This window comes from Ruegeria sp. CI1, from assembly GCF_056536925.1.
The window spans coordinates 109,239-133,510 of the sequence record NZ_JBQFQP010000011.1; the positions used below are offsets into that span (position 1 = coordinate 109,239).

The following is a 24,272-nucleotide window of genomic DNA, read 5'->3' on the forward strand; positions in this document are numbered from 1 at the left end:
GTCACCCGCGCCCGGCGGACCGGCGGCTGGGGGACAATCCGGAACCGCCGGTGGATGCGCGCGCAGGAACTCCCCGGTGGCCACGCGCGCGTGGGCTTCGGTCAGGCGATTTTGATCGCGACGAAGATCTGGTTGCCCTTGCGATTGATCAGCATCAGGGCAGGATCGGTCTTTTCGCTTTTCAGTGCGCCCTTCAGCGCTTGGGGTGTATCGGTTTTTTGGCTGCCAAGTTTGACGATGACGTCACCGCGTTGCAGCCCGGCTTTGGCGGCAGGGCTGTTGGGCACCAGCGATAGAACGACGACGCCGTTCACGTCCTCGCTGATGCCGATTTCGGTCCGAGCGGTTTCGGTCAGTGGCGTCACGGACACGCCCAGTGCGGTTTCAGAGATCGTGTCTTCGGTTTGCTGCATGTCTGCAGAAGCCATTTCATGCGTGCCGATCCTGACAGTAATCTCTAGTTTTTTGCCTCCTCGCAGAATCCCGATCCTGCTGTTCTCGCCAATCTCGGAAGCACCAACCAGACGCGGCAGGTCGCTGCTTGAGGACACGGCTTGTCCGTCATAAGACAGGATAACGTCTCCGGGTTCCAGCGATCCATCCGCGGGGCTTTTGGCGGTGACGTCCGAAACAAGCGCGCCGGTCGCTTCATCCAAGCCCATTGCGGCGGCGATATCCGGGCTGACATTCTGGATCGACACGCCCAACCAGCCGCGATCGACTTCACCGTCGTCCATGAGATCGGCTGCAATGTCCCCGACGATGTTCGAGGTCACCGCAAAACCAAGCCCGACGGAACCACCCGTAGGTGAATATATGGCCGAATTCACGCCAACAACTTCACCCTCCATGTTGAAGAGAGGGCCGCCGGAATTGCCTTTGTTAATGGCCGCGTCAGTTTGGATAAACTCCGCATAAGGGCCTTCTGACAGGTTACGGCCCTTGGCCGAAACGATGCCGGTCGTCACTGTGGAACTCAACCCGAACGGATTACCAATGGCGACAACATCTTCGCCGACACGGATCGCATTGCTGTCGCCCAGTGTCACGGCAGAAAGTGGTTCGCCTGCGTCGATCTTCAGCAGAGCGATGTCGGTCAGGGGGTCGGTTCCTATGACTTCGGCCTCGAATGAACGTTGGTCGCTCAGGCGCACGGTGACAGTGTCGGCCCCTTCGACAACGTGGTTGTTGGTGATGATATATCCGTCTTTGTCCAGAACAAACCCTGATCCAAGGCCTTGTTGTGGGCCTTGCCGAGGCGTTTTGAACTGTTCGGGCATGCCGAACTGGCGGAAGAATTCGCCAAATGGATGGCCCTTGAGATCAGAGTTATCGATGCCGGCAGGTGAAGGTTTGGCTTCCTGCTCGGCCAGAATTGTTACGACAGAGGGTGACACCTCTTCGATCAGGTTGGCCAGGTTTTCGTCCGCCATGGCAGGGAGGGCTGTGGTGGCCATGAGGGTGGCTCCCAGTGCCGATGCTCCGAGCCAGTGGAAGTTCGATGGGATAAGGCGGGGTGTTTTTCGAATGCTCATAGAGGTCTCCTGTGATCGGACCCGGTTTGTCACCGGGCTTGAACAAAGGAATGGCATGGCAAACTGAGGCGTTCATTTCCCCTGAATTAAGATTTGTTCATGGTTTCGGAGAGCGTACAAGGCACCTGTATTGCAGGTGCTTCCGTCCGCGAATGCGCCAATATTGCTCGGATAACGAATCAGCTAACCATTTCCGACAATCACATTGTGTCAAAATTGTGTCATTGTTCACGATCGGCAGGATAATGCCAAGCATTTTGTGGATTGAAGGTGCTGAGAATATTCAAGCCAAGCAAACGGGATGAAGAAGTAACGTTCTATTAGAGGTTGAAGGGCATTGCTGCGAAGTTCAAGACTTTTGTACCGATATCATTGGCGACACTTACAAAACACATTTTTTTATTCAGGAATTTGTATCCATTTTTGTGCAGAGTATTGTGAGAGTTCAATCAATGGTGGAAAAGATTAGGGAAAATGGGGAGTTCCCAATGCCTCAGGAGCTTCAAAATATGTTGTTCGCGGCAAGATTTTCGTTGTTTGAAGCGCTCTGATGCGTAAGCATGAATTTGCCTAGATGAGGGGAACTGTCGACGCAAAGAGCGTTTGGGAGTTTGGAGTTCTGATACTGGGAGCGCACGTCGCCAATGTTAACGAGGGGGTCTTGTGTCGGTTGGCGGTGACGGAAGCAGAATCTGCGGCGTTGTCAGAAATGGGAAAACGAGTGGAAATCATTCTTTAGGCAAGTGACCCGGTCGACATGGCCGGGTCACTTTTTTGTTCCAGTGTTCTTGGCCATCCAGTCTGACCAGTCGCCGGGGGTGTCCAGATCAAAGCGGGCTCGGATGCCCGGCAAAGGAACAAGATGAACTCGGTCAGAATGCCTACGAACCACAGGTGAAGCTCCGTCGTCACCGGTGAGGGAACTCAGCTCCGGCCAGAGTGAGCGGTGGAAAATCACCGGATGACCGGGTTCACCTGTCTGTGTTGCACCGCGCCAGATCAGGTTGCCGGGATAGTCATCAACCGCGCGCATAACCTGCTCCAGATTTTTACTGGTCAGATCCGGCAGATCAGCGAGGAGCACCATTGCTGCGGGCGCGCCTGAAGGTAAGGCGGCCAAGGCGCGGCGCAGACTTGCATTCATTCCTTCATGTGCATCGGGAACACTAACCGCCCGCGCCGGTAATCCCCGCAAAGCTGTATGGCGCGGATGCGGTTCGGGGGGGAGCGCGACGATGACCGGACCAGCAGTCATCGCAATCTGTGCGCTGCGGCGCAACAGCGGGCAACCGTCGATCTCGCGCATTAGCTTATCTTCGCCGCCCATGCGGCTGGATTGACCGGCGGCCAGAAGGATGATGGGTATCTTGTTCACCCCGCCAATTCTACCTGGTATGTGGGGATTGTCATCCACGCATCCGCGCGCCTTCCGCGTCAAACAGTGGGGTCATGATCACCCACGCCTTGCGCATTTCTCCCAGGATTTCGATCTTTACTTCCAACCTCTCGGTTATGCGGTCAACGGGCAAGAAACCCTGCGCAATGGATTTTCGGGAGTAATGCGAATATCCACCCGAAGTACAGAAACCGACAACCTCGCCATCCAGCCAGATTGGTTCATAAGCATTTACGTCCGCGTCGTCGGCATCAACCTCAAACGCCACCAGTTTTCGCGCAATACCCGCGTTGCGTTCCGCCTCGGCGGCCGCGCGACCGATGAAATCGGCATTTTTTCTGAACGAGATGAACCTGTCCAGCCCGGTTTCTGCGGCGGTGTAATCAGGGGAAAATTCGGCCATCCATGAGCCAAAGAACTTGTCCAAGCGCAGACTCATCATCGCGCGCATTCCAAAAGGTGTCATGCCGAGCGGCTCGCCCGCCTGCCACAGCGACCACCAGAGCTGTCGCTGGGCCATCGGATCGCAATAGATCTCGTACCCCAAATCGCCGGTATAGCTGACGCGCTGAACGATGCAGTCGGTCATGCCGACGGTCATTCGACGTACTTCCATGAAACGCATGTCGTTAATGTCGATCCGGGTGCAAGCGGTCAAAACCTCACGCGCCTTGGGGCCCGCAATCTGGAATCCATTCCGTTTGTCGCTGATATTCTCGATAGTTACTCCACTCTGTGCATGTTGTAAGAACCAGCGCATGTGGAAGGCCTGACTGCCATAGGAGGCAGTGAGTTGGAACTCGTTGTCGCTTAGGCAGGAAACCGTGAAATCGCCGATCAACTTGCCCTTGGGGGACAACATGGGGGTCAGACTCAGGCGTCCGGGTTGCGGAATGCGGCCCGCCATAATCCGGTCCAGCCATGTCCGCGCGCCTGCACCCTTGATCAGGTATTTGCCAAAATTGTGGACCTCGTTGATGCCTACGCCCTCGCGCACGCCTCGCACCTCGCGTCCCGTGGCCTCGAACGCGTCCGAGCGTCGAAAGGACGGAGTTTCATATCCCGGCTCGTCGCCTTGAGCGAAGTAATTCACCACCTCAAGCCCGTATTGCTGCCCCCAGACCGCGCCCATGTCGCTGAAGATGTCATACATCGGAGTGGTGCGATTGGGTCGCGCGGCGGGCAGCTCCTCGTTCGGATAGGCGACCGAGAAGCGTTTCTGGTAGTTCTCGATCACTTTGGGCCGCGTATAGCCCGGGCTGATCCAGTCACCGAAGCGGGCAACATCCATGGCCATAACGTCGCGCTCGGGCTCGCCCTCTATCATCCACTGCGCCAGTGTAAGGCCGACACCGCCGCCCTGGCTGAATCCGGCCATGACACCGCAAGCCGACCAGTAGTTGCGCACACCAGGAACCGGACCGACCAAAGGGTTGCCGTCGGGCGCAAAGGTGAATGGGCCGTGGATCACCGATTTCACGCCGGCCTCGGCGAGTACCGGGAAACGGCGGTAGGCAAATTCGATCGCGTCGGTGATCTTGTCGAAATCGTCAGGCAGCAGTTCATGCCCGAACTCCCACGGGGTGCCATCTACTGCCCAGGGCTTGCAGGGCTGTTCGTAAAATCCGATGCACAACCCGCGCCCCTCTTGCCGAAGATAGCTTTCGCCAGCGGGGTCCATAACATGCGGATGCTCGCCGCCCGCATCGATGATCGCCTCGATCTGGGGGATGGTGTCGGTGACCAGATACTGATGCTCCATCGGGTGCAGCGGGAAATAGATGCCCGCCATCGCACCCACCTCGCGCGCCCAGAGGCCGCCCGCATTGACCAAATACTCGGCATGGATGGTGCCCTTGTCGGTGACCACGTCCCAGGTGCCGTCCGAACGCTGATTGGTCTCGCGCACCATGCAATGAGTCTCGATGGTGGCACCGCCCATGCGCGCGGCCTTGGCATAGGCATGGGTGGTGCCGGATGGGTCGAGATGACCGTCGAGCGGATCGTAGAGCGCGCCGATGATGCCGTCGGTATTGGCGATAGGGGCAATCTTCCTGATTTCTTCCGGTCCGATGATTTCGGTTTCAAGCCCCATGAACCGGTGTTTGGCGCGCTCGGCCAGCAACATGTCGAACCGGTCGCGATTGTCCGCCAGCGTGATGCCGCCCACATGGTGCAACCCGCAGGACATGCCTGTGATCTCTTCCAGTTCCTTGTACAACCGAATCGTATAGCCCTGAAGCGCCGCCATGTTGGTGTCACCGTTCAACGTATGAAACCCGCCGGCTGCGTGCCAGGTGGACCCGGACGTCAGTTCGGAGCGTTCAAGCAGCATCACATCCGACCAGCCCAGCTTGGTAAGATGATACAGAACGGAACATCCGATGACACCGCCGCCAATCACGGCCACCTGACATGTGGTTTTCATTTGGAACTCCCTAATTGTGGCCCGACTGTGCAAAGGCTGTTATGGGTCTTCTTTTCAAAATACGACCAGAATTGTCGCCGTCATCAATCGGTGCTGCGCAAGGGGGAGATTTGGACAATCCAGACCGCTATCAAAGGAGCAGCCACGGTTATGACAGCCACCGTGATCATCAGCATCCCAAGCTCTGAATAGTCTGCCGGGGTGGTCACAAGACCACCGTCGTCCTTGACCTCGCGGGTGATGGTGAAAATCTGGTTGAGGTATTTTGTGCCGAGACTGGAGGCGGAAAGCGCCAGATTGGTGAAGGAGGCCATCACCGCAAAGAAGGTGGCCTTGAGTGCGGGTGGGGCATTGCGGGCGATCCATGCCAGCATGGGGATCATCGAGATCTGACCGAGTGGGGATTCGACGGCGGTGTTGACCATGGCGATGAAGCGGGCATCCACGACGCCGCCAGTCATGGCTGATGTCCAGTGGTGGACACCGAAGTACAACCCGATGCCCGGCAGCGACAGAATACCTGCGGCGATGCTGAGCAGAATCACGATATCAGCGATGGTCTTCGAAGCCATTAAAGGGCGGAGAACCACCATACCGACCAATGTCAGAACGGAAGTGATCAGATAGAGGACCGACAGGAACTGCTGGTCGAAACCCAGGACATCGATTTCAAACCAGGTCGAACCCGCTCCGTTCAGGGGAACCGCACGAAAGACGAACACGATAACGGCAGTTCCGACCAGAGCCCGCGCTTTGGCTAACTCCAGATTGCGGATGAGTTGCCGCATCAGAGTCAGCACGATGCCCATGGAACCGGCAAAGACGATTTCCTGCGAATAGGGGACATCCGTCAAACCGACCGCGAGGGTCATGACGATGAAAACTGCACCTCCGGTGAAGTACCAGTGGTTAAGTTTGACGGGTTCGCCACCGGGATCAAAATGCGCGATGGCCCGATGAAGTTCCATGCCACCCGAGATCAGCTTGCGGATCGCTCGACGTTTTTGGGTTGTGGCAAGAAGCACACCGGAGATCGAAATGCACGGGATCAGCTGCGCAAGAAGATAAACCTCGCCATAGACCGTGGCCTTTTCCGCTTCGGGCAAAGTTTCAATCCCGGCAAACAGCCAGATATTCAGCAAGGCCACAGTGCTTGCACCACCGATCAGGGCAAACCGGCCCAGCGTCTGCATCGTGGTATGCAGGGCGCGTTCGGTGTCTTCGTTCAATCGGTTCCCGTCGGCATCGGTGCGCGGCACGGCTTCGACCGACATGGCGTCGGCCACCGCGTCCTGAACCACATAACCGCAGGGGGCAAGGATGACCGACAGCACATACCAGGCGGTGACCGACATGATTTCGGGCATCCAGGCAAGCCGCGTGGCCAATCCGAACATGATCAGGAAACTGGCTGCAATCAGGGTCGCGCCGACGTAGATGAGGAAGGTCTTCCAACGCCAAATCAGATCGACCAGATGACCCAGTGGCATCTTCAACGCCCACGGCAGACCGGCCCAGAAGGCTAGACCCGCAATGAATGCTGCTGAGACATCGAGATATTCCTTGATGAAGAAGGTGCCTACGATCGCTGTCAGCCCCTGCGCCCCGGCTCCGAAATAGATCATCAGCGGGGGTAGGAAGGACCAGCGAAACTGGCGGCCCAAGTCAAGAACAACCGCGTCGAACCACACTGCAAGACGCGCAACGGCAGTCATAGTCGCCGGATCTTTAGACCGGTAATGCGATTGCCTTCTCGTGCGGTCACCTCGAAGCGGAACCCGTGGAAGGCGAAGACCTGTCCCACCGTCGGGATCATCTGGGCCTCGTGGATGACAAGGCCCGCGATGGTGTTGGCTTCCTCATCGGGCAACGCCCAGTCCATGGCGCGGTTGAGGTCGCGGATGGTCATCGAAGCTTCGACAAGGAACTGGCCATCGTCGGTGCGGGTGACCGCCAGATCCTCATCCAGATCGAATTCATCAGTGATTTCGCCCACGATCTCTTCGAGGATGTCTTCTAGAGTAATCAGACCGCGCAGTGAGCCGTATTCGTCCACCACCAGTGCGAAATGGCTGTGTATGCGCAGAAATTCCCGCATTTGGTCGTCAAGCGTAGTAGTTTCGGGAACGAAATAGGGGGCATTGGCGACCTTGGTAATGTCAAAGGACTTGAGCCGTTCGGCGTCGCCCTCGGTCCCACCGACTTGGGCGTACATGGCACGGAACAGATCCTTGGCGTGCACGACGCCGATGATGTTTTCAAGGTCGCCACGATAGACCGGAAGCCGCGTATGCGGGCTTTGCAAGCATTGCTCCAAAATCGCTTCGGGTCCGGCATCGGCGTCGATCATCTGGATGTTGGAACGGTGCAACATGATCTCTTCGACAGTGCGATCGCCGAGATCAAGCGCACCAAGAATGCGGTCGCGGTCTTCCTTTTCGACGACCCCCTCGGAATGGCCCAATTGCAACGCACCGGCAATTTCCTCGCGCACCGCCAGGATGTGGCTGTCGGGGTCGATCTGAACGCCGAACAGGCGCAGCACGCCGCGCACCAACAGGCGGACGGCGGCCACTACCGGGGCAAAAAGCGTCACGATCACACTAATTGCGGGTGCCACCCATGCGGCAGCTTTTTCGGCATTGGTGATAGCGTAGGTCTTGGGCAGCACTTCGGCAAAGACCAGAACCAGCACCGTCATAACCAGAGTCGCCAGCGCCACGCCGCTTTCGCCAAATGCCCTTGTGAACAGGGCCGTCGCCAACGAGGCAGACAGGATGTTGACTAGGTTGTTGCCCAGTAAGACTGATCCGATGAGGCGTTCGTTGTCTTCGGTGATGTCCAGAGCTTTTTGCGCACCACGAGAGCCCTTGTCGGCCTGCGCCCGCAATTTACCGCGCGACGAGGCCGTCAATGCAGTTTCCGACCCCGAGAAAAAGCCCGAAAGCACGAGCAAAAACAGGATGGCGCAAGTGGTTATCCAGAATGCGCCGTCAAAAGCGGAAGTGGTCGCGTCCATCGGTCCTTCGTTTCCTTGGTGTTGCAACCGTTATGGGGCCGGTGCCGTTCCCGATCAAGGGGTTAGCCTTTGTTCCTGGCCAAAGGATGATGCTCCAGCACTAGTTCCTTGAGTCGTTCATCCAGAACATGGGTATATATTTCTGTTGTGGCCACGTCGGCATGACCGAGCAATGTCTGAATCGATCGCAAGTCGGCGCCGTTGGCCAGAAGATGCGTGGCGAATGCGTGGCGCAAGGTATGCGGCGTCACCTTGTTCGGCGGCACCCCTCCGGCAACCGCGAATTCCTTGATCAGCAGATAGAAACGATGCCGTGTCAGGTGACCGGACTTGCCGCGCGATGGAAACAGATACTTTGAAGGTTTGCAGCCGTTCGAGGTTTTTTCGCCTTCGACAGTGTCACGCTCAGTCAGCCAACTTGCCATTGCATCGCGGGCAGGCGGGGAAAGTGGCACCATCCGTTCCTTTCCACCTTTGCCGAGGATCAGTAACATGCGCGGGTCGCCCCGTGCCGAGGACACTGGCAGTGACACCAGTTCGCTCACCCGCATACCGGTGGCATAGAGCAGTTCCATCAGGCAGGTATTGCGCAGACGGTCTGTGATCGAGCGTCCGCTGCAGCGCGCAGCACCAAGCAGACGGTCCACCTCGGTCACTTCAAGGGTCTTGGGAAGACGCTTCTGGCGGCCCGGTCCTCGGATCTGGATGGCTGGATTTGTTTCGCGCCATCCTTCCTCGAACGCAAAACGATAAAGCTGCTTGATTGCCGACAGGCGGCGTGCGCGCGTCGACCGGGCCATTCCTTGTGCGTCACAATCAATCAGATAGGCCTCGACCTGGTTTCGGTCGGCCTCGTCAAAGCTGGAGTTTTGTTGATCAAGCCATCCGGCGAAATCCATGAGGTCACGGCCATAGGCAAGCAGCGTATTGGTGGCAGCACCCAGTTCCGCAGCCTGGGCTTCGAGGAAGGTTGAAATCCAAAGCTCTGACGTGCTTGGCCCCGCCATGGTTAGGCTCCGTTCACGATCAACAACTGCAGGGCGGCTCGGCGAGCGGTATCTTCCAGCCCAACGTGACGAAACGCTGCCAATGCGCCAGTCAGGTCCACCACGTTGCCACGCGCTCCGTGTGCGAATAGGGACATAGAGACAAGTATTGCCTCACCCAGTCTTCCTTCGATCAAAAGTTGTTCGATCTCAGGTGGGATCTGTGTTGTCTGTTTGAACCCTGAGGAGATGGCCGTCGCCCGGACCGAAGGTGCGGTGGCCTGATATGGTCGCCCTTTTGCCAGCATGGCAAGAAAGGTGTTTTCGCTACTTTCGTCTGGCTGTGACTGAGCAGCGGTTTCATAATTTTCTGAGAGCAGAAGGATACGCCAACGCAACGTGTCTACCTTGGGATCGGGCAGGTGCATGACGGACAATTGTTCGGCGAACAGATCGGCAAAGGCAACTTGCAGACCGACTCCTGACATTGCCACCCAAACGACCGGAAGCGTTTTAGTAATCGCCGTCGCGTTTCCGGTCGACAGCGCCGTCTCGAACCGCTGGATGGCAGAAACACGATCCCAAACGCCGCCCGATGCGGCCGGAGCACGTTCAGTGTAGAGTCCCAGCAACTGGTTGGGAGACAGCGAACCGATCCGTGTCAGTCGCTCGGCAGCCTCTATTTGAGCTTTCCACCCCGCCACGTCACGCAGATCCGCCGTTGCATAGGCGCGGGGGAGCGAAGCCGTGGGTAGGCGTTCGCCGATCGACTCAAAAAGACGGAAGGTCAGAGGATTGGGATGCTGTGGCTGAGGTAGTGGCGGTGCGCCCTCGAATAGTTCGGGGCTGAGAAACCGGTCGAGCAGGGCCATTTCATCGGGTGGCAGAAGGTCGAGCGCATGAGCGGCTTCGAGCGTTAGCGCGGCTGAAGACCAGTCACCTCGGCGAACCTTGCAGAAAATCTGAGCGGTATAGTCTTGTGACAGGTAGGGTTGGGCGGTCAGGGCCGAACAACTCCGATCTTCGTCGCCCGTCAGAAGAGTAGCGTCGAACCACCGCGCAAAGCGTCCGACCGTATCCGTCGGGCCGGCCAGTTGTGCCAAGGCCTGGGCCGGGTCGGTCGCGCCAAGCTGCATCAGGCGGTCGAGGCGCGCCAACAACAGCGTTTCGCCAGCACCGGACCCTGCAGGCGCGCGGGATTCGGTCAGCAGCAAGGTAAACAGCAACCGCTGCATCGCTGCATTATCGCGCACTGGCACGCTTGTTAGCATTTCAGCGATATACTCGGGTTCGCTGCCTTGCCACAAATCCGGAGGGAGCCCGGTCACCTTGGATGACACCAGTCCGATCGGACGCGAGATTGCCTGTAGCGAAGTGACCTCAACTTGGGGGTGTATGCCGGTTTGTGTTACTGGAGGTTCCAGCAACACAGTTCCGGGCAGGTTCTGGGGTGGGTCGTTCAGCCAGTCGATGGCCGACAAAGGTTGCTGTGCTGACGCTGTACCACCCAGGAGCAACGCAACAAGCGCGGTCCTAGTCAACATTCAGGATCACCGGTTCGTGAATCTCGCTTTGTTTGGCCGAGAAATCCACGCCAAAAAAAGGCCCCAGATAAGCATAGCCAACAAGGCCTATGAAGACGATACACAGGACGTAGACTACGAATTTGATTAGACGCTTCATTGCCTGACACTGCCCCAATTTACTCTTTTGCCCAAGTTATAACTTCCATTTTCTGCAAGATCACGTCATTCACGGTGAAATGAGCGAAATTAAGCATAATCCGGACCGAACGGGTAAGACTCTGGCCTTTGACCTGCACAAAACAGTGGTTATGGTGGGGATGATGGGGGCTGGTAAGACCGCTGTAGGGCGGGCCTTGGCTGTGCGACTGGGTGTTCCCTTTCTTGACAGCGACGCCGAAATCGAATCGGCGGCCAACATGACCATCCCGGAAATATTCGAACGCGACGGGGAGCCGTTCTTTCGGCAGAAAGAAAGCCAGGTCATCAGCCGTCTGCTGGATGAGGAAAGTGGCATATTGTCGACCGGAGGTGGCGCATTTCTGCGTGAGGACAACCGTCGGATGATCTCGGACCGGGGAGTGTCGGTTTGGTTGCGTGCGGACCTGAACGTGTTGTGGAACAGGGTGCGGCACAAAGATACCCGACCTTTGCTGCGCACTTCTGATCCACGTGCGACGTTGCGCGCGTTGTATGATGCGCGGGTGCCGATTTATGCCAAGGCTGACCTGGTCGCGGATTCGGATGGTGAGACCTCGATCGAACAGATGGTGGATCGGGTGGTGTCAGCCTTGTTGACGCGCCCGGATGTTCTGGAACGGAAATAATGCATCAAACCGTACATGTCGTGTTGGGCGAACGTTCTTATGACGTGGAGATTGGCCCGGACCTTCTGGCACACGCGGGTGCGCGGATCGCACCTTTGCTAACGCGACCGAAGGTTGCGGTTCTGACCGATGAAACGGTTGCAGCGCTACATCTCGAGGCGTTGGGTTCAGGTTTGGCTGCCTCTGGGATCCAGATGACATCACTGGCGTTGCCTGCCGGTGAGGCCACCAAAAGCTGGCCGCATTTCGAACGAGCGGTCGAATGGTTGCTGGCAGAAAAGATCGAACGCCGCGATGTGGTGGTGGCATTTGGTGGTGGTGTCATCGGCGATCTGGCAGGGTTCGCCGCTGCCGTTTTGCGGCGCGGTGTGCGTTTCGTGCAAATCCCGACCACGCTGCTGGCGCAGGTGGACAGTTCGGTGGGTGGAAAGACGGGGATCAATGCGCCTCAGGGCAAGAACCTGATCGGTTCCTTCCACCAACCTTCGCTAGTGCTGGCTGATACCGCGGTTCTGGGAACTTTGACGACACGAGACTTCCTGGCGGGCTATGGCGAGGTCGTGAAATACGGTCTGTTGGGCGACGCGGTTTTTTTTGACTGGCTTGAGATCAATGGTCCAGTCCTGTCCGGTGGCGATATGGCTTCACGTGTGCAGGCAGTGACCCGTTCGGTACAGATGAAGGCCGACATTGTTGCGCGTGACGAGACCGAACAGGGGGACCGCGCTTTGCTCAATCTCGGGCATACGTTCTGTCATGCGCTGGAGGCGGCAACTGGCTATTCTGATCGTCTATTGCATGGCGAAGGTGTTGCCATCGGCTGTGCGTTGGCTTTCGAGCTTTCGGCGCGGCTGGGCCTGTGTTCACAGGAAGATCCGAGCCGCGTGCGGGCGCATCTCAAGGCGATGGGGATGAAGACTGACCTGGCCGACATTCCCGGCGACCTGCCCGGGGCCGAAGCTCTGGTCGATTTGATGGCGCAGGACAAGAAGGTGATCGATGGGCAGCTTCACTTTGTCCTTTCTCGCGGGATTGGAAGCGCTTTCGTGACCTCGGATGTGCCTCGTGACGCGGTTTCGAGATTACTTGAGGATGCGCTGGCGAACTGTTGATATTTCAGTGTTTCCGCCCCGTTATGACCATCAATTCTCCGATGTTCTCACGGGTTATGTAACCAACCATGTGACCATTTTCGGCGCGCACTGCGATGGCGGGTGCACCTTGGTGCAAAGCGTCTAGGACTTCTTCCAGTCCGGCAGTGAGATGGACCGACGGGATCTCTTCATCCATGATCGAGGTCGCAGGATCTGAACGTGGGTGATCCCCGGCAAGAGCAGCAAACAGACGTCCGCGCGTTACGAAACCCATCAGATCGCCAGAAGCGCCGAGAACCGGGAATTCGTGCTGTGTCGTGTGGATGACGGCTTGTGCTGCGGTACCCAACGTATCGGTGGGTGAAAGAGATTCGAAACTTGTGATCATCGCGTCGCGGGCCAGCATTCGCCGCGCCACGGCCCGCAACGCTACGTCCTGACTTTCTGCATTGGCGGCGATGAACACGAAAAGTGCAATTAGAACCAGGATCGGATTGCCCGAACTCAGCCCCGCAAAGCCAAGCATGAAGGCCACCATCTGACCGGCCAACGCCGCGACGCGGGTAGCCTTGACCCGATCCATCGCCATGCACAGAAGCGCGCGAAACACCCTCCCGCCGTCCATCGGGAAGGCTGGGATCATGTTGAACAGCGCCAGAAACAAGTTCACAAAAGCCAGCCGGCTGAGAAAGTCGATCTGCGCGTTGTCGATCTGCGCCAGGGTTTCGACGTCCATACCCGCGCCAAGTAAAACGAGGACCATCCAGATTACGACATTTACAGCCGGTCCTGCGAGTGCGACAAGAACCTCCTGCATCGGCTTTTCGGGCATCCGTTCCAGCCGCGCCAGCCCGCCGATGGGCAGAAGCGTGATGTCCGGTGTCTTGATACCGTATCGCCGAGCCGTCAGGGCATGGCCGAATTCATGCGCTACTACGCAGGCGAAGAGTGCCAGCACAAACGCGATGTTTTCGACGGCGGCGGGCATGCCGCCATTCGAATAGGCCGAAAACCCGACCCATGCGAGAAGAAGGAAAAAGGTAATGTGGACCCTCAGTTCCGAGCCGAACAGGCGACCGAGAGAGAAGGACCACGTCATATTGAACCTCTGTTGTTAGAACGGGATCTCGTCGTCGTCGATCCCGCCCGAGGCCGGGGCAGGACTTCCGGACGGGCCGTCATAGGGATCACCTTGAGGGCCGCTTCCGTAGCCGCCACTATATCCGCCACCAGCCTGACCGCCGCCATAGCCACCGCCTTCGCCGCGGTTATCGAGCATGACTAGGGTGGCGTTGAAGCCTTGCAGAACCACCTCTGTTGAATAGCGATCCTGACCGGATTGATCCTGCCATTTACGCGTCTGCAACTGACCTTCGAGATAAACCTTTGAACCCTTGCGCAAGTACTGTTCGGCAACACGGACCAAACCCTCGTTAAAGATTGCGACCGAATGCCATTCGGTCCGCTCACGGCGTTCGCCGGTATTACGATCTTTCCAGGTTTCGGATGTCGCGATGCGCAGGTTGCAAACCTTGCCGCCGTTTTGGAAGGTGCGAACCTCGGGATCGCGGCCCAGATTTCCGACCAGAATGACTTTATTGACCGAGCCTGCCATGTATTTCCCCGTTCATTTTACGATACTCTGCGAATCTGAACGATCCGTCCACGTGACCCTATACGTCCTGTGACATGGTTAAAACACCGTTGATATGGCACAGGTGATGACAGAGTGATCTGACGCCGCTTTTAATTCAACGCGAATCTCCTATACTGCGGCCCGAGGTTTAACGACCAGGCTAGGTAGAATGCGCAGGCTTTTCAGCGGCATCGCGATTAGTTCATTGTTGTTTGCATCGGCTCCGGTGCACAGCGATGTGTTGTCGACCAAAAATCGCCGTGACATATTTCGCAATCAGGCCAAGGTATTAGATAGCCGAGCGGCAGTTCAATACAAGGACTCCACTCGGCTAAAACCAAAAAGCGAGCATAGTGGCTTCGACAAGCGCTACACCGGGAAATACCGGGGCCTGTATCTGGAAATGGCGAGGTCGGCTGCACGCCTGCACAATGTTCCAGAGGAGTTGTTTCTTCGTCTCGTCCAGCAGGAAAGCGGGTGGAACCCACATGCTAAGTCGCACAAGGGAGCGTTGGGGCTGGCGCAGCTTATGCCGCAGACGGCGCAGCTTTTGGGTGTGAACCCGAATGACCCGAAACAGAATTTGGAAGGCGGTGCACGGTATCTGTCCTGGCAGTTCCGCAAGTTCAAATCCTGGCGCTTGGCACTGGCGGCCTATAATGCCGGGCCGGAAGCGGTCGAGAAACACGGCGGGGTACCGCCATATCAAGAAACTCGCAACTACGTTAAGGCGATTTGGGGCAGCTGACGATTGCATGCTGCAGAGCGGCGTGTCTGCCCCTTGATTGGATTGAACCGTGGCGGTTACAATTTTTCCTGTCTGTAAAAGGGAATTGTTGCCGCCTAATGTCTGTTGATCGCCCAGAAATCCCGTCTGCAACATTGGCCAACTGGCAGAAATTGGTCGATCTTGTTGCCCGGCTTGCAGATGTTCCGGCCAGTCTGATCATGAAAACTGATGCACCCGATCATACCGTGTTGGTGACATCCGATAATCCAGATAATCCTTATCCGGTTGGCATGGGGTTCCGGCTGCATCCCAAGCTTTACTGTCAAGGAGTGTTGGCTCGTGATGGGGAACTGGTCGTCGAAGACGCCGCCTGCGATCCCGACTGGCGGGACAACGAAGATCTGGAACACGGAATGACATTTTATATCGGATTGCCGCTGAAATGGCCCGATGGGGGACTCTTTGGCACCATTTGTGTGCTGGACCGCCAGCGCAACCGCAGGGCGCTTTTGTTTCGTGAAGGGCTGAATCAGTTTGCACGCATGGTCGAGTCGGATTTGGCCTTGCTTCAAGAGGTTTACCTGCGCCGGGAATTGGAGGGCAAGCTGAACGAAACGCTTGTGCATCTGGAAAACCGAGTGCAGAAACGAACGCGTGAGTTGCAGGAAACCAATACTGCACTGCGGGTTCTGCTGAGCAGCGTTGAAGACGAGCGAAAAAAGCGGGATACCGAGATTCTGGAACAGGTCAAAAGCATGGTTTTGCCTTATCTCGACAAACTGCGAAGCCAAACCGGCGTGTCCGAGGCATATGAAATCTATCTCGATCTGGCTGAGCGCAATCTTCGCGAAATCACCTCCTCCATGTCCGACAAGTTGTCGGATGCGTTTTCGGTCATGACTCCAACGGAGATCGAGATCGCCCAGATGGTGATGTCGGGTAAAACGACAAAAGACATCGCCAAGGCTCTGTCGCGCGAGACGTCCACAGTTGATTTCCACCGCAACAACATTCGCCGCAAGCTTGGTCTTGAGGGGCGGGGGCGAAACCTGCGGAGCCACCTGCTCGCGATTTCGTGAACAGGAAATAGGGGGATTTCCCCCGCAATACCCCCCGATTTTTCCGGTCTGAGCATCGGGGTCCCACCTTGTTAACCTGTTTGAGACGACCGCAATTGGTCGTCGAATTCAACAGGGAGACAAGAATATGGATCGCAAGGATCTTAAGCCGACGTTGCTAAGGGGCGATAAGGGTAATCTTGCACCGGGCCTGTCGCGCCGCTCGTTCTTCATGGCAGCTGGTGCAGTCGGAGTCAGTGCCGGTGCGGCTGTGGTAGGGGCAAAACCTGCGCAAGCGCAATCGCAGGCGTGGTTGCAGCCGGGCAACAATAATCGCGTAATCGGGATGCAGGGAGCGACCGGACAGGCCAGTACCGGTGCGGTCGGTATCGACTATTTCGGCCATTGCGCCATCAAGATTACTTCGCCCAGCGGCGCAACGGTGCTGTTTGATCCATGGCGCGATGACCCGTCGGGCGCATGGGGGCTTTGGTTCCGTAATGAGTTTCCGCAGATCCCAGTGGACATCACGATGTCGACCCACGCCCATTTCGACCACGACGCCATTGAACGGCCGAATTCGACGATGGTTCTGGACCGGATGGTCGGCAACTTCGAGTTCGCAGATATCAAGATCACAGGATTTGCCGATAAGCACGCCTGCGTCGCTCCTGGCTGGTATAGCTGGACAGATGCGCTTGCCGAATTCGGTGTCGACGCCTGCCCGCCGAACAATCCGGGTCATATGGATATGGTGGTCTATCTGGTCGAAACCGGCGGAATTCGTACTCTGATCTGGGGCGACAATCGGCACAACCCACCGCAGGAATTCTGGGATGCCGTGGGGCAGGTGGATGTCCTGACCCTTCCGGTCGATGGCTCGCAGCACATACTGAGCTATGGGCAGGGCAATGACATCGTCGCAAAGCTGAAACCCAAGATTATAATCCCGACCCATTACCTGAACGAAGTTACGTCTTATACTCTGACGACGCTGCAATCGGCGGATGAGTGGGTGAAAGGACAACAGAGCTACAAGATGCTCGACAGTGCCAGCCTCTCGCTCGAAGCTGGCGAAATCGCGGGCATGAACCAAGAGTTCATGTATTTCGGCAGCAACGTGGCGACCGGATAAATCAACCACCAGACCCAGCCGGATTTGCTCTCCAATCCGAGCAGGACGACGTTCTCACTCCTTCCTACTCTTGGGCAACGGAAAAGGGCCAGGCTTTGCCTGGCCCTTTGACGTGGCGTCCGTTTTCGGGCGCTATTATTCGGCAGCGATCTTGATGACCGGTTCCATGCGGGCGAGAACATCTTCGGACAGATGGCATTTGATCTGATGTCCAGCTTCCAGCATCTTGACCGGAGGTACGTCTTTTTCACACAAGCCGCCCGGCACTTCCGATTTCCAACGACAGCGGGTTTGGAATGGGCATCCCGGCGGCGGGTTCATGGCCGAGGGAATGTCGCCTTCAAGCACGATGTGCTTTTTCTCGATCGAAGTGTCGGCAATCGGGACCGCTGAAAGCAGCGCTTCGGTATAGGGGTGATAGGGCGGGCTGAAGACCTGATCTGTTGATCCAAGTTCGACCACATGGCCCAGATACATCACCATCACGCGATCACTTAGGTAGCGGACGATTGACAGGTCGTGGCTGATAAACAACAGCGTCGTTTTGTGCTCGCGCTGAATCTCCATCAAAAGATCCGTCACTGCGGCCTGGACCGACACATCCAGTGCCGAGACTGGCTCGTCCGCAACCACGATGCGCGCGTCACCGGCAAAGGCGCGGGCAATACCAACGCGCTGTTTTTGCCCCCCCGAAAGCTGTCGTGGCATCCGGTCGGCAAAGGCGCGGGGCAGTTTTACCAAGTCGAGAAGTTCTAGCATCCGCTTCTTGCGCTCGGCCTCAGAATTTCCAACGCCAAAGATTTCGAGCGCGCGGATTATCTGCCGACCCACCGTCATCGACGGGTTCAGGGTGTCAAACGGGTTCTGGAAAACCATCTGAACTTCACCCACCGTTTTGGCATCGCGTTCTTCGATCGGAACCTGTTCGATATTGCGATTATCCAGAAGGATCTGGCCGTCTGTGGCAGTCTCCAGACCCATCAGGACCTTGGCAAAGGTGGACTTTCCGCAGCCCGACTCGCCAACTATGGCCAGCGTTTCAGATTCGTGGGCCTCGAAACTCAGGGTTTCGTTGGCCTTGACGACCTTGGTTTCGCCGCCGCCGAACAGTGCGTTGGCCGCCACCTCGTAATACTTTTTAAGGTTGTCTATCTTCAGCACCGTCTTGCCGATCGCGGCCTTTTCTTTCTGTTCGCCGACAGTGATCGGGGCATTCCAGTCGATTTCCTGAAACTTCAAACAGCGGGTATGGTGCCTGTCATTGCCAGGAACCACTGACATCACGATATCCCGCGCGTCGCAGCGGCCCTCCTCGAAATAGTCGCAGCGCGGGCCGAAATTGCATCCGGGCGGGCGTTCGTGGGGCAGGGGGAAGTTGCCAGGTATTGCCACCAGCGGGCGCGAATTCTTGTCGGCGCCGGGCAACGGGATCGATCGGAACAGAGCCTGCGTATAGGGATGCTGCATCTCGTCAAAGACATCCTTGATCGAGCCGCGCTCGACTGCCTCGCCAGAATACATCACGCAAAGCCGGTCGCAGGTTTCCAGAACCAGGCCGAGGTTGTGGCTGATAAACAGCATCGAAGTGCCGTATTTCTTGCCCAGATCCTTGACGAGTTCGACCACGGCGGCTTCTACGGTCACGTCAAGTGCGGTCGTCGGCTCGTCGAGGATAAGCAGTGCCGGTTTCGACATTAGTGCCATCGCAATCACGATCCGCTGTTGCTGGCCACCCGACAGCTGGTGCGGAAAGCTGTTCAGCATCCGCTCGGGGTCTGGCAGACGCACGTCTGTCACCACCTCCAGCGCGCGGGCATAGGCTTCTTCGGTGCTGACGCCTTCATGGATCATCGGAACTTCCATCAGCTGCTTGCCGATTTTCATCGCCGGGTTCAGCGAGGCCATCGGCTCCTGATAGATCATTGCGATCTCGTTGCCGCGGATGTCGCGCAGCTCTTCGGCGCTCATCTGACTTAAATCGCGTCCCTTGAACTTGATCGTACCGCCAACGATACGGCCATTCTTGCCCAGGTCCTGCATGACGCCAAGGGCGACAGTAGATTTGCCGCAACCGGATTCACCCACCAGCCCCACAGCCTCACCTGGCTGAACACTGACCGAAAAATCCATCACGGCCGGAATTTCGCGCAAGCGGGTGAAGAAGGAAATCGACAGCTTGTCAATCTCCAGGATCGGGCCGTCATATTCCGCCATTTTGTTCATTTTGTCGTTCTCCCAGATAAAGCTGGATAGATCCTTCTTCATCTTTTCGAAAATACTCCGGGGGTCCGGGGGCAGGGCCCCCGGCCTCGATCACATCAGTCCTTCAGACTTTCTTCACGCAGGCCATCCGCCAGCAGGTTCAATCCAAGAACCAGCGACAACAGAGCCAGTGCCGGCGGCAAAGCCGGGTGGAGGTAGATTGACAGGAGCTTGCGGCCCTCGTTGATCGTCGAGCCCCAGTCTGGGCTTTCCGGTGGAAGGCCCAACCCGAAGAAACCCAAGGTTCCCAGAAGGATGGTCGTGTATCCGATACGCAGGCAGAAATCCACGATCAACGGGCCACGTGCATTGGGGAGAATTTCCCACAGCATGATGTACCAAGGTCCTTCGCCACGAGTCTGGGCGGCAGCTACATAGTCGCGGGTCTTAATGTCCATCGCCAGACCACGTACGATGCGGAACACCGTGGGCGAGTTGACGAAGACGACAGAGACGAACACGACAAGAATTCCGCCTGGAACGTCAAACAGATCGACAAACGTGGGCAGCCCCCAGATCGCATAGTCCTTGGTGTTGATCAGATATCCACCCGTCGAGACAAGGGACAAATACAACCAGATCGCTACGCCGAGGACACCAATCAGTAGAGGTGTTCGGAAGTTGGGGCGCGTATAATATCGCGAATTCAGCAACACCCCAATAAAGATTATGGGGAAGACGAACAGAACGATGGCCATATAGTTCGGAACGCCCGTCGCGACGATTTCTGGCGTCACCAGCAAGTAAAACAGCAGGATCACAGGAAAGGCGAGGATCAGGTTGGCAAGAAACGACAGGAATGTATCCAGTCGACCACCGTAATATCCAGCGGGAAGGCCCAGCGTGATGCCGACCATAAATGCAAACAACGTCGCCAGCGGTGCAATCTGCACAACGACCCAGGCACCCTTTACCATACGGCTGAAAACGTCACGGGCCAGGTTGTCGCCTCCCAGCAGGTACCAGGCGTATTCACCTTCTTCAGCACCCGAAAGAGGTGTTCCTGGCACCTTGTTCTTCATGCCTGAGACCTGCACCAACGGGTCATGCGTCAGTATCAGGTCCAAAGCACCGAAGATCCCGGTAAAAACCCAGAACATCACCAGGCCAAACCCGATCATTCCAATGGGACTGTCGTAAAGTTTACCGTAAAGGCCCAAGCGGCGTTTGAATGCCATAGACATCGCGAACAGGATTATTAAGGCAATCCAAACAGGCATGAACTGTTGCGAGATGGCTCCGATAATACCGGCACCGGTGCCCATCACCACACCCAGAACAAGATAGGCTAGGGCCAATCCGATACTCGCCATAAAGGAATATCTGACAGCCGTTTCCGCAAGCCCGCGAAGACCGCCGGTGGCCTGCAACGTACCGTCTGAGTTGGCGACTACCGGGGCCTCGGTCGTAAAGATACCGGCAAAGATCCAGAGCACGATGGCAAGAGCGAGGAGCACAAGCGCGATTTGGATAAGCGGGTTGAGAAAGGCGATAGAGCCGGTCCAGCTAAGAGGTTCCATGATCTATCTCCCTTACGAAATACGGATGCGCGGATTGAGGTAGACATAGCCGATGTCCGAGATCAGCTGGGTCACCAGCACCACAAAAACCGACACAACCGAAATGGCCAGAAGCAGCTGAATGTCATTGTTTCCCGCCGCCTGAACCAGCGCCCAACCGAAGCCTTTGTAGTTGAACAGGGTTTCCACGATCACCACGCCGTTCAGCAGCCACGGGAACTGCAGCATGATGACAGTAAATGGAGCAATTAATGCGTTGCGCAGAGCGTGCTTCAGAACGATGTTCGAGAACGAGACGCCCTTAAGGCGCGCGGTTCGGATGTATTGCGCCGTCATCACCTCTGTCATCGATGCACGGGTCATCCGAGCAATATATCCCATGCCGTACAGCGAAATTGTCAGCACCGGTAGAAAGAAGTTCTCGAAGGTCGGGTCGTCCATTGCCTGCGTCGCGGTTCCCTTGAACCACTTGAGACCCACGGTGGAAGAGGTGAAAATCGCGATAAAAATCACGCCCGATACATATTCCGGCGTTGCCGTGGTAATGATTGAAAATGTGGAAAGAGATCGGTCGAGAGCCGAGCCTTCGCGCATGCCCGCCAGCACACCGACCAGCAATGCGGAAGGTATCATCAGGATAAGGACCCACATCATCAGGTATCCCGTATTACCCAATCGCTTTCCAACGATCGTCGAAACGTCGTCCTTGAAAACGGTTGAATACCCCCAATCCCCTTGCAGAATACCGCAGAACCGTGGTGTTTCTTCGGGTGTCTGCCCCGGCCGCACGCAGGTTCCGACAAACTGGCCGTCGGCCAGCGTGTTTGTAAATCCAGGTGCTACGCCAAGCCACTGACCGTATTTGATCAAAACCGGCTGGGTATACCCGCGGTTCGTGAGCCAGTTTTCAACCTGTTCGTCCGACATACGCTGGTTGCCCTGCGTCTTGGCGAGCTTCTCGAGGTTTGGATAGAGATTGGTCAAGAAGAAGACCACAAATGTCAGGCATAATGCCGTGAGCAGCATTACCCCGAACCGTCTGAGGAAAAAGAGTCCCATGATGGCCCCTGTTGTTCAGGTGTTCCGCAGATCATTGGACCATTGTCTGGCCTCTCACATTCCGGTTTCATCCGGCTTGTCTGCGGCTGGATGAGACGCGCACCAAACGCGCGCGCCTCAATGTGCAGATTCGGCAATCGATCAGGCTGCCCAACCCCACTTGTAGTGGTGGTGTTCAAAGGCGACATGCATGTCGGTTCCGACAAGGCCGTCCTTCATATGGCGGTAGAGTGCCCGCCAGTACGGTTGAATGGTGACGCCTTCTTCCTGGATGATGGCTGCGGCTCGCGCTGCGACTTCGCGACGCTTGTCCGCATCGGCAATTGCCAACGCCTCTGCCAAGACCGCATCGAAGTCAGCGTTGGCCCAACCGAATTCGTTCCAGGCCTCACCGGACTTATACGCGAGTGCCCATATCTGGACGCCCAGAGGACGGTGGTTCCAGTTGGTCGAGCTGTATGCGTACTTGGTCCAGTCGTTCCAGAAGGTATTACCCGGCAAAACAGTCCGCTTGACGTTGATACCCGCGTCGCGCAATTGAGCTGCGACCGCATCTGTGGTGTTCCGGCGCCAGTCGTCGTCGATCGAGATCAACTCGTGCTCGAAATCGGCCATGCCGGCTTCTTCCATCAGCGCGCGTGCACCTTCGGGATCATGTTTTTGCGGCGGAAGCTCGGGATATTCAGGATGGATCGGGCCCACATGGTGGTTTTCCGCTGTCGTACCACGGCCACCATACCCGAGTTCCAGGCAGACTGAATTATCGACAGCCATTTGCAGGGCCTGACGCACGCGCTTGTCCGCATAGGGTTTCTTACCGTCGACCTCAGCCAACTGGTTCGGGCGGATCACGATCGAACTCATGGTGATCACTTCGGATTTCACATATCCCAGACCATCCATCACGTCGATGAATTCGCCGACCGATTCATACAGCATGTCGACTTCGTCGGATTCCAGCGCGGCCAGCCAAGCCGATGGATCGGTGCCGTAGTCGATGTATTCGATCCGGTCGAGCGCCGGACGCCCAAAGACTTCTTCACCCCACCAGGTGTGGTTTTCGTTGCGGACCAGTACCCCTTTGACGCCGACTTCAAGCTCGCTCATCAGGTAGGGGCCGGTGCCGACGTTGTTCAGCAGGTCTGTTTCACTGAAAGACGGGTGGACGATTGCCGCAGGATAATCCGACATGCCAGCGATCAACGAAATGTCGGATGCAGGCAGGTTCAGTTTTACGGTGTGGGCGTCCACCACTTCGATGCCGCCTTCGATCGCCTTGCCGGTGTCGTTGTCGACCAGCGTCGCAAAGCGGCCCGCCATCGAATTGGTTTCCGAACTCTTGTCACACCAGCGGTCTACATTGAATGCGACGTGTTCTGCGGTAAAGTCCTCGCCGTTGTTCCACTTGACGCCCGGGCGCACCTTGAGGGTGTAAACGGTGGCGTCTTCGTTGATTTCCCAGCCTTCCAGCAGCATGCCGCGGAATGTCCCGTCCGAGTTATACTCGACCAGATATTCCAATGTGCCGCGGCTATAGTTGCCGATCTGTGACCAGTCATAGGTGCGCGGGTCTTTCAGTGCGCGGACTTCGGTCTGAACGCGGATAGTGCCGCCTTCTTTTTTGGCATCCTCACCTGCAGCCAAAGCCGGGGCGGGCAGGCCGATCATACCATAGGCGGCGGCGGCGGTAACACCAAGGCCGGTGGCGCGTGTCAGAAACTCGCGGCGGCTAAGCTTGCCATCGCGATATTCCTGAGCATGCATCTTGGCGGCCCAGTGTACCGGTGCTCCAGTCATTGTTTCTTTTGTCATGAATGTCTCCCTGTGACGTTTATTCCATGGCGGAGGGTTTCGGGATATCAGCGCGACCGACGAGTTTCAGCCGCCAAAATCGTTTCCGTCATGTGGAACCTTCGCATCCCCATGGCCGTATTCGGCAACAGAAATGCCGCGAGGTCAATGATAGGAATCGTCATCAATGGGACAAAAACGACATTGTAAAAAGAAATGTCGTTTTTTGGCGGGGGGTTACCACATGGGCTTGAGCACTGGGTTCGCTTTGGT

At 56.9% G+C, this 24,272-nt stretch carries 19 protein-coding genes; 5 read left to right on the forward strand and 14 right to left on the reverse strand.

Translation table 11 applies throughout. The features are described 5' to 3' along the window. Positions 1–101: 101 nt before the first annotated feature. The 8 genes from ACR0LZ_RS14460 to ACR0LZ_RS14495 all read right to left on the reverse strand — a co-directional run bounded on the left by ACR0LZ_RS14460 (position 102) and on the right by ACR0LZ_RS14495 (position 11,047). Positions 102–1,535: a Do family serine endopeptidase gene (locus tag ACR0LZ_RS14460; protein WP_480750541.1), complete on the reverse strand. Its 1,434-nt coding sequence runs from the start codon at positions 1,533–1,535 to the stop codon at positions 102–104. A gap of 766 nt (positions 1,536–2,301) precedes the next feature. Next, entirely contained in the window at positions 2,302–2,910 is a 609-nt protein-coding gene (locus ACR0LZ_RS14465; protein WP_480750542.1) for a nucleotidyltransferase family protein, read from the reverse strand. 31 nt (positions 2,911–2,941) lie between these two features. After that, positions 2,942–5,359, reverse strand: a complete 2,418-nt coding sequence (locus ACR0LZ_RS14470; protein WP_480750543.1) for a GcvT family protein — start codon at positions 5,357–5,359, stop codon at positions 2,942–2,944. A gap of 83 nt (positions 5,360–5,442) precedes the next feature. After that, positions 5,443–7,074, reverse strand: coding sequence for an MFS transporter (locus tag ACR0LZ_RS14475; protein WP_480750544.1), 1,632 nt, complete (start codon positions 7,072–7,074; stop codon positions 5,443–5,445). Then, entirely contained in the window at positions 7,071–8,378 is a 1,308-nt protein-coding gene (locus ACR0LZ_RS14480; protein ID WP_480750545.1) for an HlyC/CorC family transporter, read from the reverse strand. Before ACR0LZ_RS14480 ends, ACR0LZ_RS14475 begins: the two co-directional genes overlap by 4 nt. Before the next feature lie 62 nt (positions 8,379–8,440). Continuing rightward, positions 8,441–9,385, reverse strand: coding sequence for a site-specific tyrosine recombinase XerD (locus ACR0LZ_RS14485; protein ID WP_480750546.1), 945 nt, complete (start codon positions 9,383–9,385; stop codon positions 8,441–8,443). A gap of 2 nt (positions 9,386–9,387) precedes the next feature. Continuing rightward, complete coding sequence (locus ACR0LZ_RS14490) at positions 9,388–10,908, reverse strand: hypothetical protein (protein ID WP_480750547.1); 1,521 nt, start codon at positions 10,906–10,908, stop codon at positions 9,388–9,390. After that, positions 10,898–11,047, reverse strand: a complete 150-nt coding sequence (locus ACR0LZ_RS14495; protein ID WP_480750548.1) for a hypothetical protein — start codon at positions 11,045–11,047, stop codon at positions 10,898–10,900. Before ACR0LZ_RS14495 ends, ACR0LZ_RS14490 begins: the two co-directional genes overlap by 11 nt. Positions 11,048–11,126: 79 nt before the next feature. On the opposite strand from ACR0LZ_RS14495, the gene ACR0LZ_RS14500 reads away from it, so the two are divergent. Both ACR0LZ_RS14500 and aroB read left to right on the forward strand, forming a co-directional pair. After that, a complete protein-coding gene (locus ACR0LZ_RS14500; RefSeq protein ID WP_480750549.1) occupies positions 11,127–11,714 on the forward strand; it encodes a shikimate kinase in 588 nt (195 codons plus the stop codon). Further along, positions 11,714–12,826 (forward strand): 3-dehydroquinate synthase, encoded by a 1,113-nt coding sequence (gene aroB / locus ACR0LZ_RS14505; RefSeq protein ID WP_480750550.1) that lies wholly within the window; start codon positions 11,714–11,716, stop codon positions 12,824–12,826. Before ACR0LZ_RS14500 ends, aroB begins: the two co-directional genes overlap by 1 nt. A gap of 4 nt (positions 12,827–12,830) precedes the next feature. Here aroB and ACR0LZ_RS14510 read toward each other — a convergent pair whose 3' ends face one another. Continuing rightward, positions 12,831–13,907, reverse strand: coding sequence for a site-2 protease family protein (locus ACR0LZ_RS14510; protein ID WP_480750551.1), 1,077 nt, complete (start codon positions 13,905–13,907; stop codon positions 12,831–12,833). Between the two features lie 15 nt (positions 13,908–13,922). Beyond that, positions 13,923–14,423: a single-stranded DNA-binding protein gene (gene ssb / locus ACR0LZ_RS14515; RefSeq protein ID WP_480750552.1), complete on the reverse strand. Its 501-nt coding sequence runs from the start codon at positions 14,421–14,423 to the stop codon at positions 13,923–13,925. A gap of 190 nt (positions 14,424–14,613) precedes the next feature. On the opposite strand from ssb, the gene ACR0LZ_RS14520 reads away from it, so the two are divergent. The 3 genes from ACR0LZ_RS14520 to ACR0LZ_RS14530 all read left to right on the forward strand — a co-directional run bounded on the left by ACR0LZ_RS14520 (position 14,614) and on the right by ACR0LZ_RS14530 (position 17,367). Then, positions 14,614–15,192, forward strand: coding sequence for a lytic transglycosylase domain-containing protein (locus ACR0LZ_RS14520; RefSeq protein ID WP_480750553.1), 579 nt, complete (start codon positions 14,614–14,616; stop codon positions 15,190–15,192). 98 nt (positions 15,193–15,290) lie between these two features. Then, on the forward strand, positions 15,291–16,253 hold the full coding sequence (locus ACR0LZ_RS14525; RefSeq protein ID WP_480750554.1) for a LuxR C-terminal-related transcriptional regulator: 963 nt from the start codon (positions 15,291–15,293) through the stop codon (positions 16,251–16,253). A gap of 127 nt (positions 16,254–16,380) precedes the next feature. Further along, positions 16,381–17,367, forward strand: a complete 987-nt coding sequence (locus ACR0LZ_RS14530; RefSeq protein ID WP_480750555.1) for an MBL fold metallo-hydrolase — start codon at positions 16,381–16,383, stop codon at positions 17,365–17,367. A gap of 135 nt (positions 17,368–17,502) precedes the next feature. On the opposite strand, the gene ACR0LZ_RS14535 is transcribed toward ACR0LZ_RS14530, so the two are convergent. From ACR0LZ_RS14535 to ACR0LZ_RS14550, 4 genes are all read right to left on the reverse strand, one after another. Next, positions 17,503–19,590, reverse strand: a complete 2,088-nt coding sequence (locus ACR0LZ_RS14535; protein WP_480750556.1) for a dipeptide ABC transporter ATP-binding protein — start codon at positions 19,588–19,590, stop codon at positions 17,503–17,505. Positions 19,591–19,685: 95 nt separating this feature from the next. Further along, a complete protein-coding gene (locus ACR0LZ_RS14540; protein ID WP_480750557.1) occupies positions 19,686–21,149 on the reverse strand; it encodes an ABC transporter permease in 1,464 nt (487 codons plus the stop codon). 12 nt (positions 21,150–21,161) lie between these two features. Further along, positions 21,162–22,208: an ABC transporter permease gene (locus ACR0LZ_RS14545; protein WP_480750558.1), complete on the reverse strand. Its 1,047-nt coding sequence runs from the start codon at positions 22,206–22,208 to the stop codon at positions 21,162–21,164. A 141-nt stretch (positions 22,209–22,349) separates the two neighbouring features. Then, a complete protein-coding gene (locus tag ACR0LZ_RS14550) occupies positions 22,350–24,020 on the reverse strand; it encodes an ABC transporter substrate-binding protein (RefSeq protein WP_480750559.1) in 1,671 nt (556 codons plus the stop codon). Positions 24,021–24,272 lie beyond the last annotated feature (252 nt).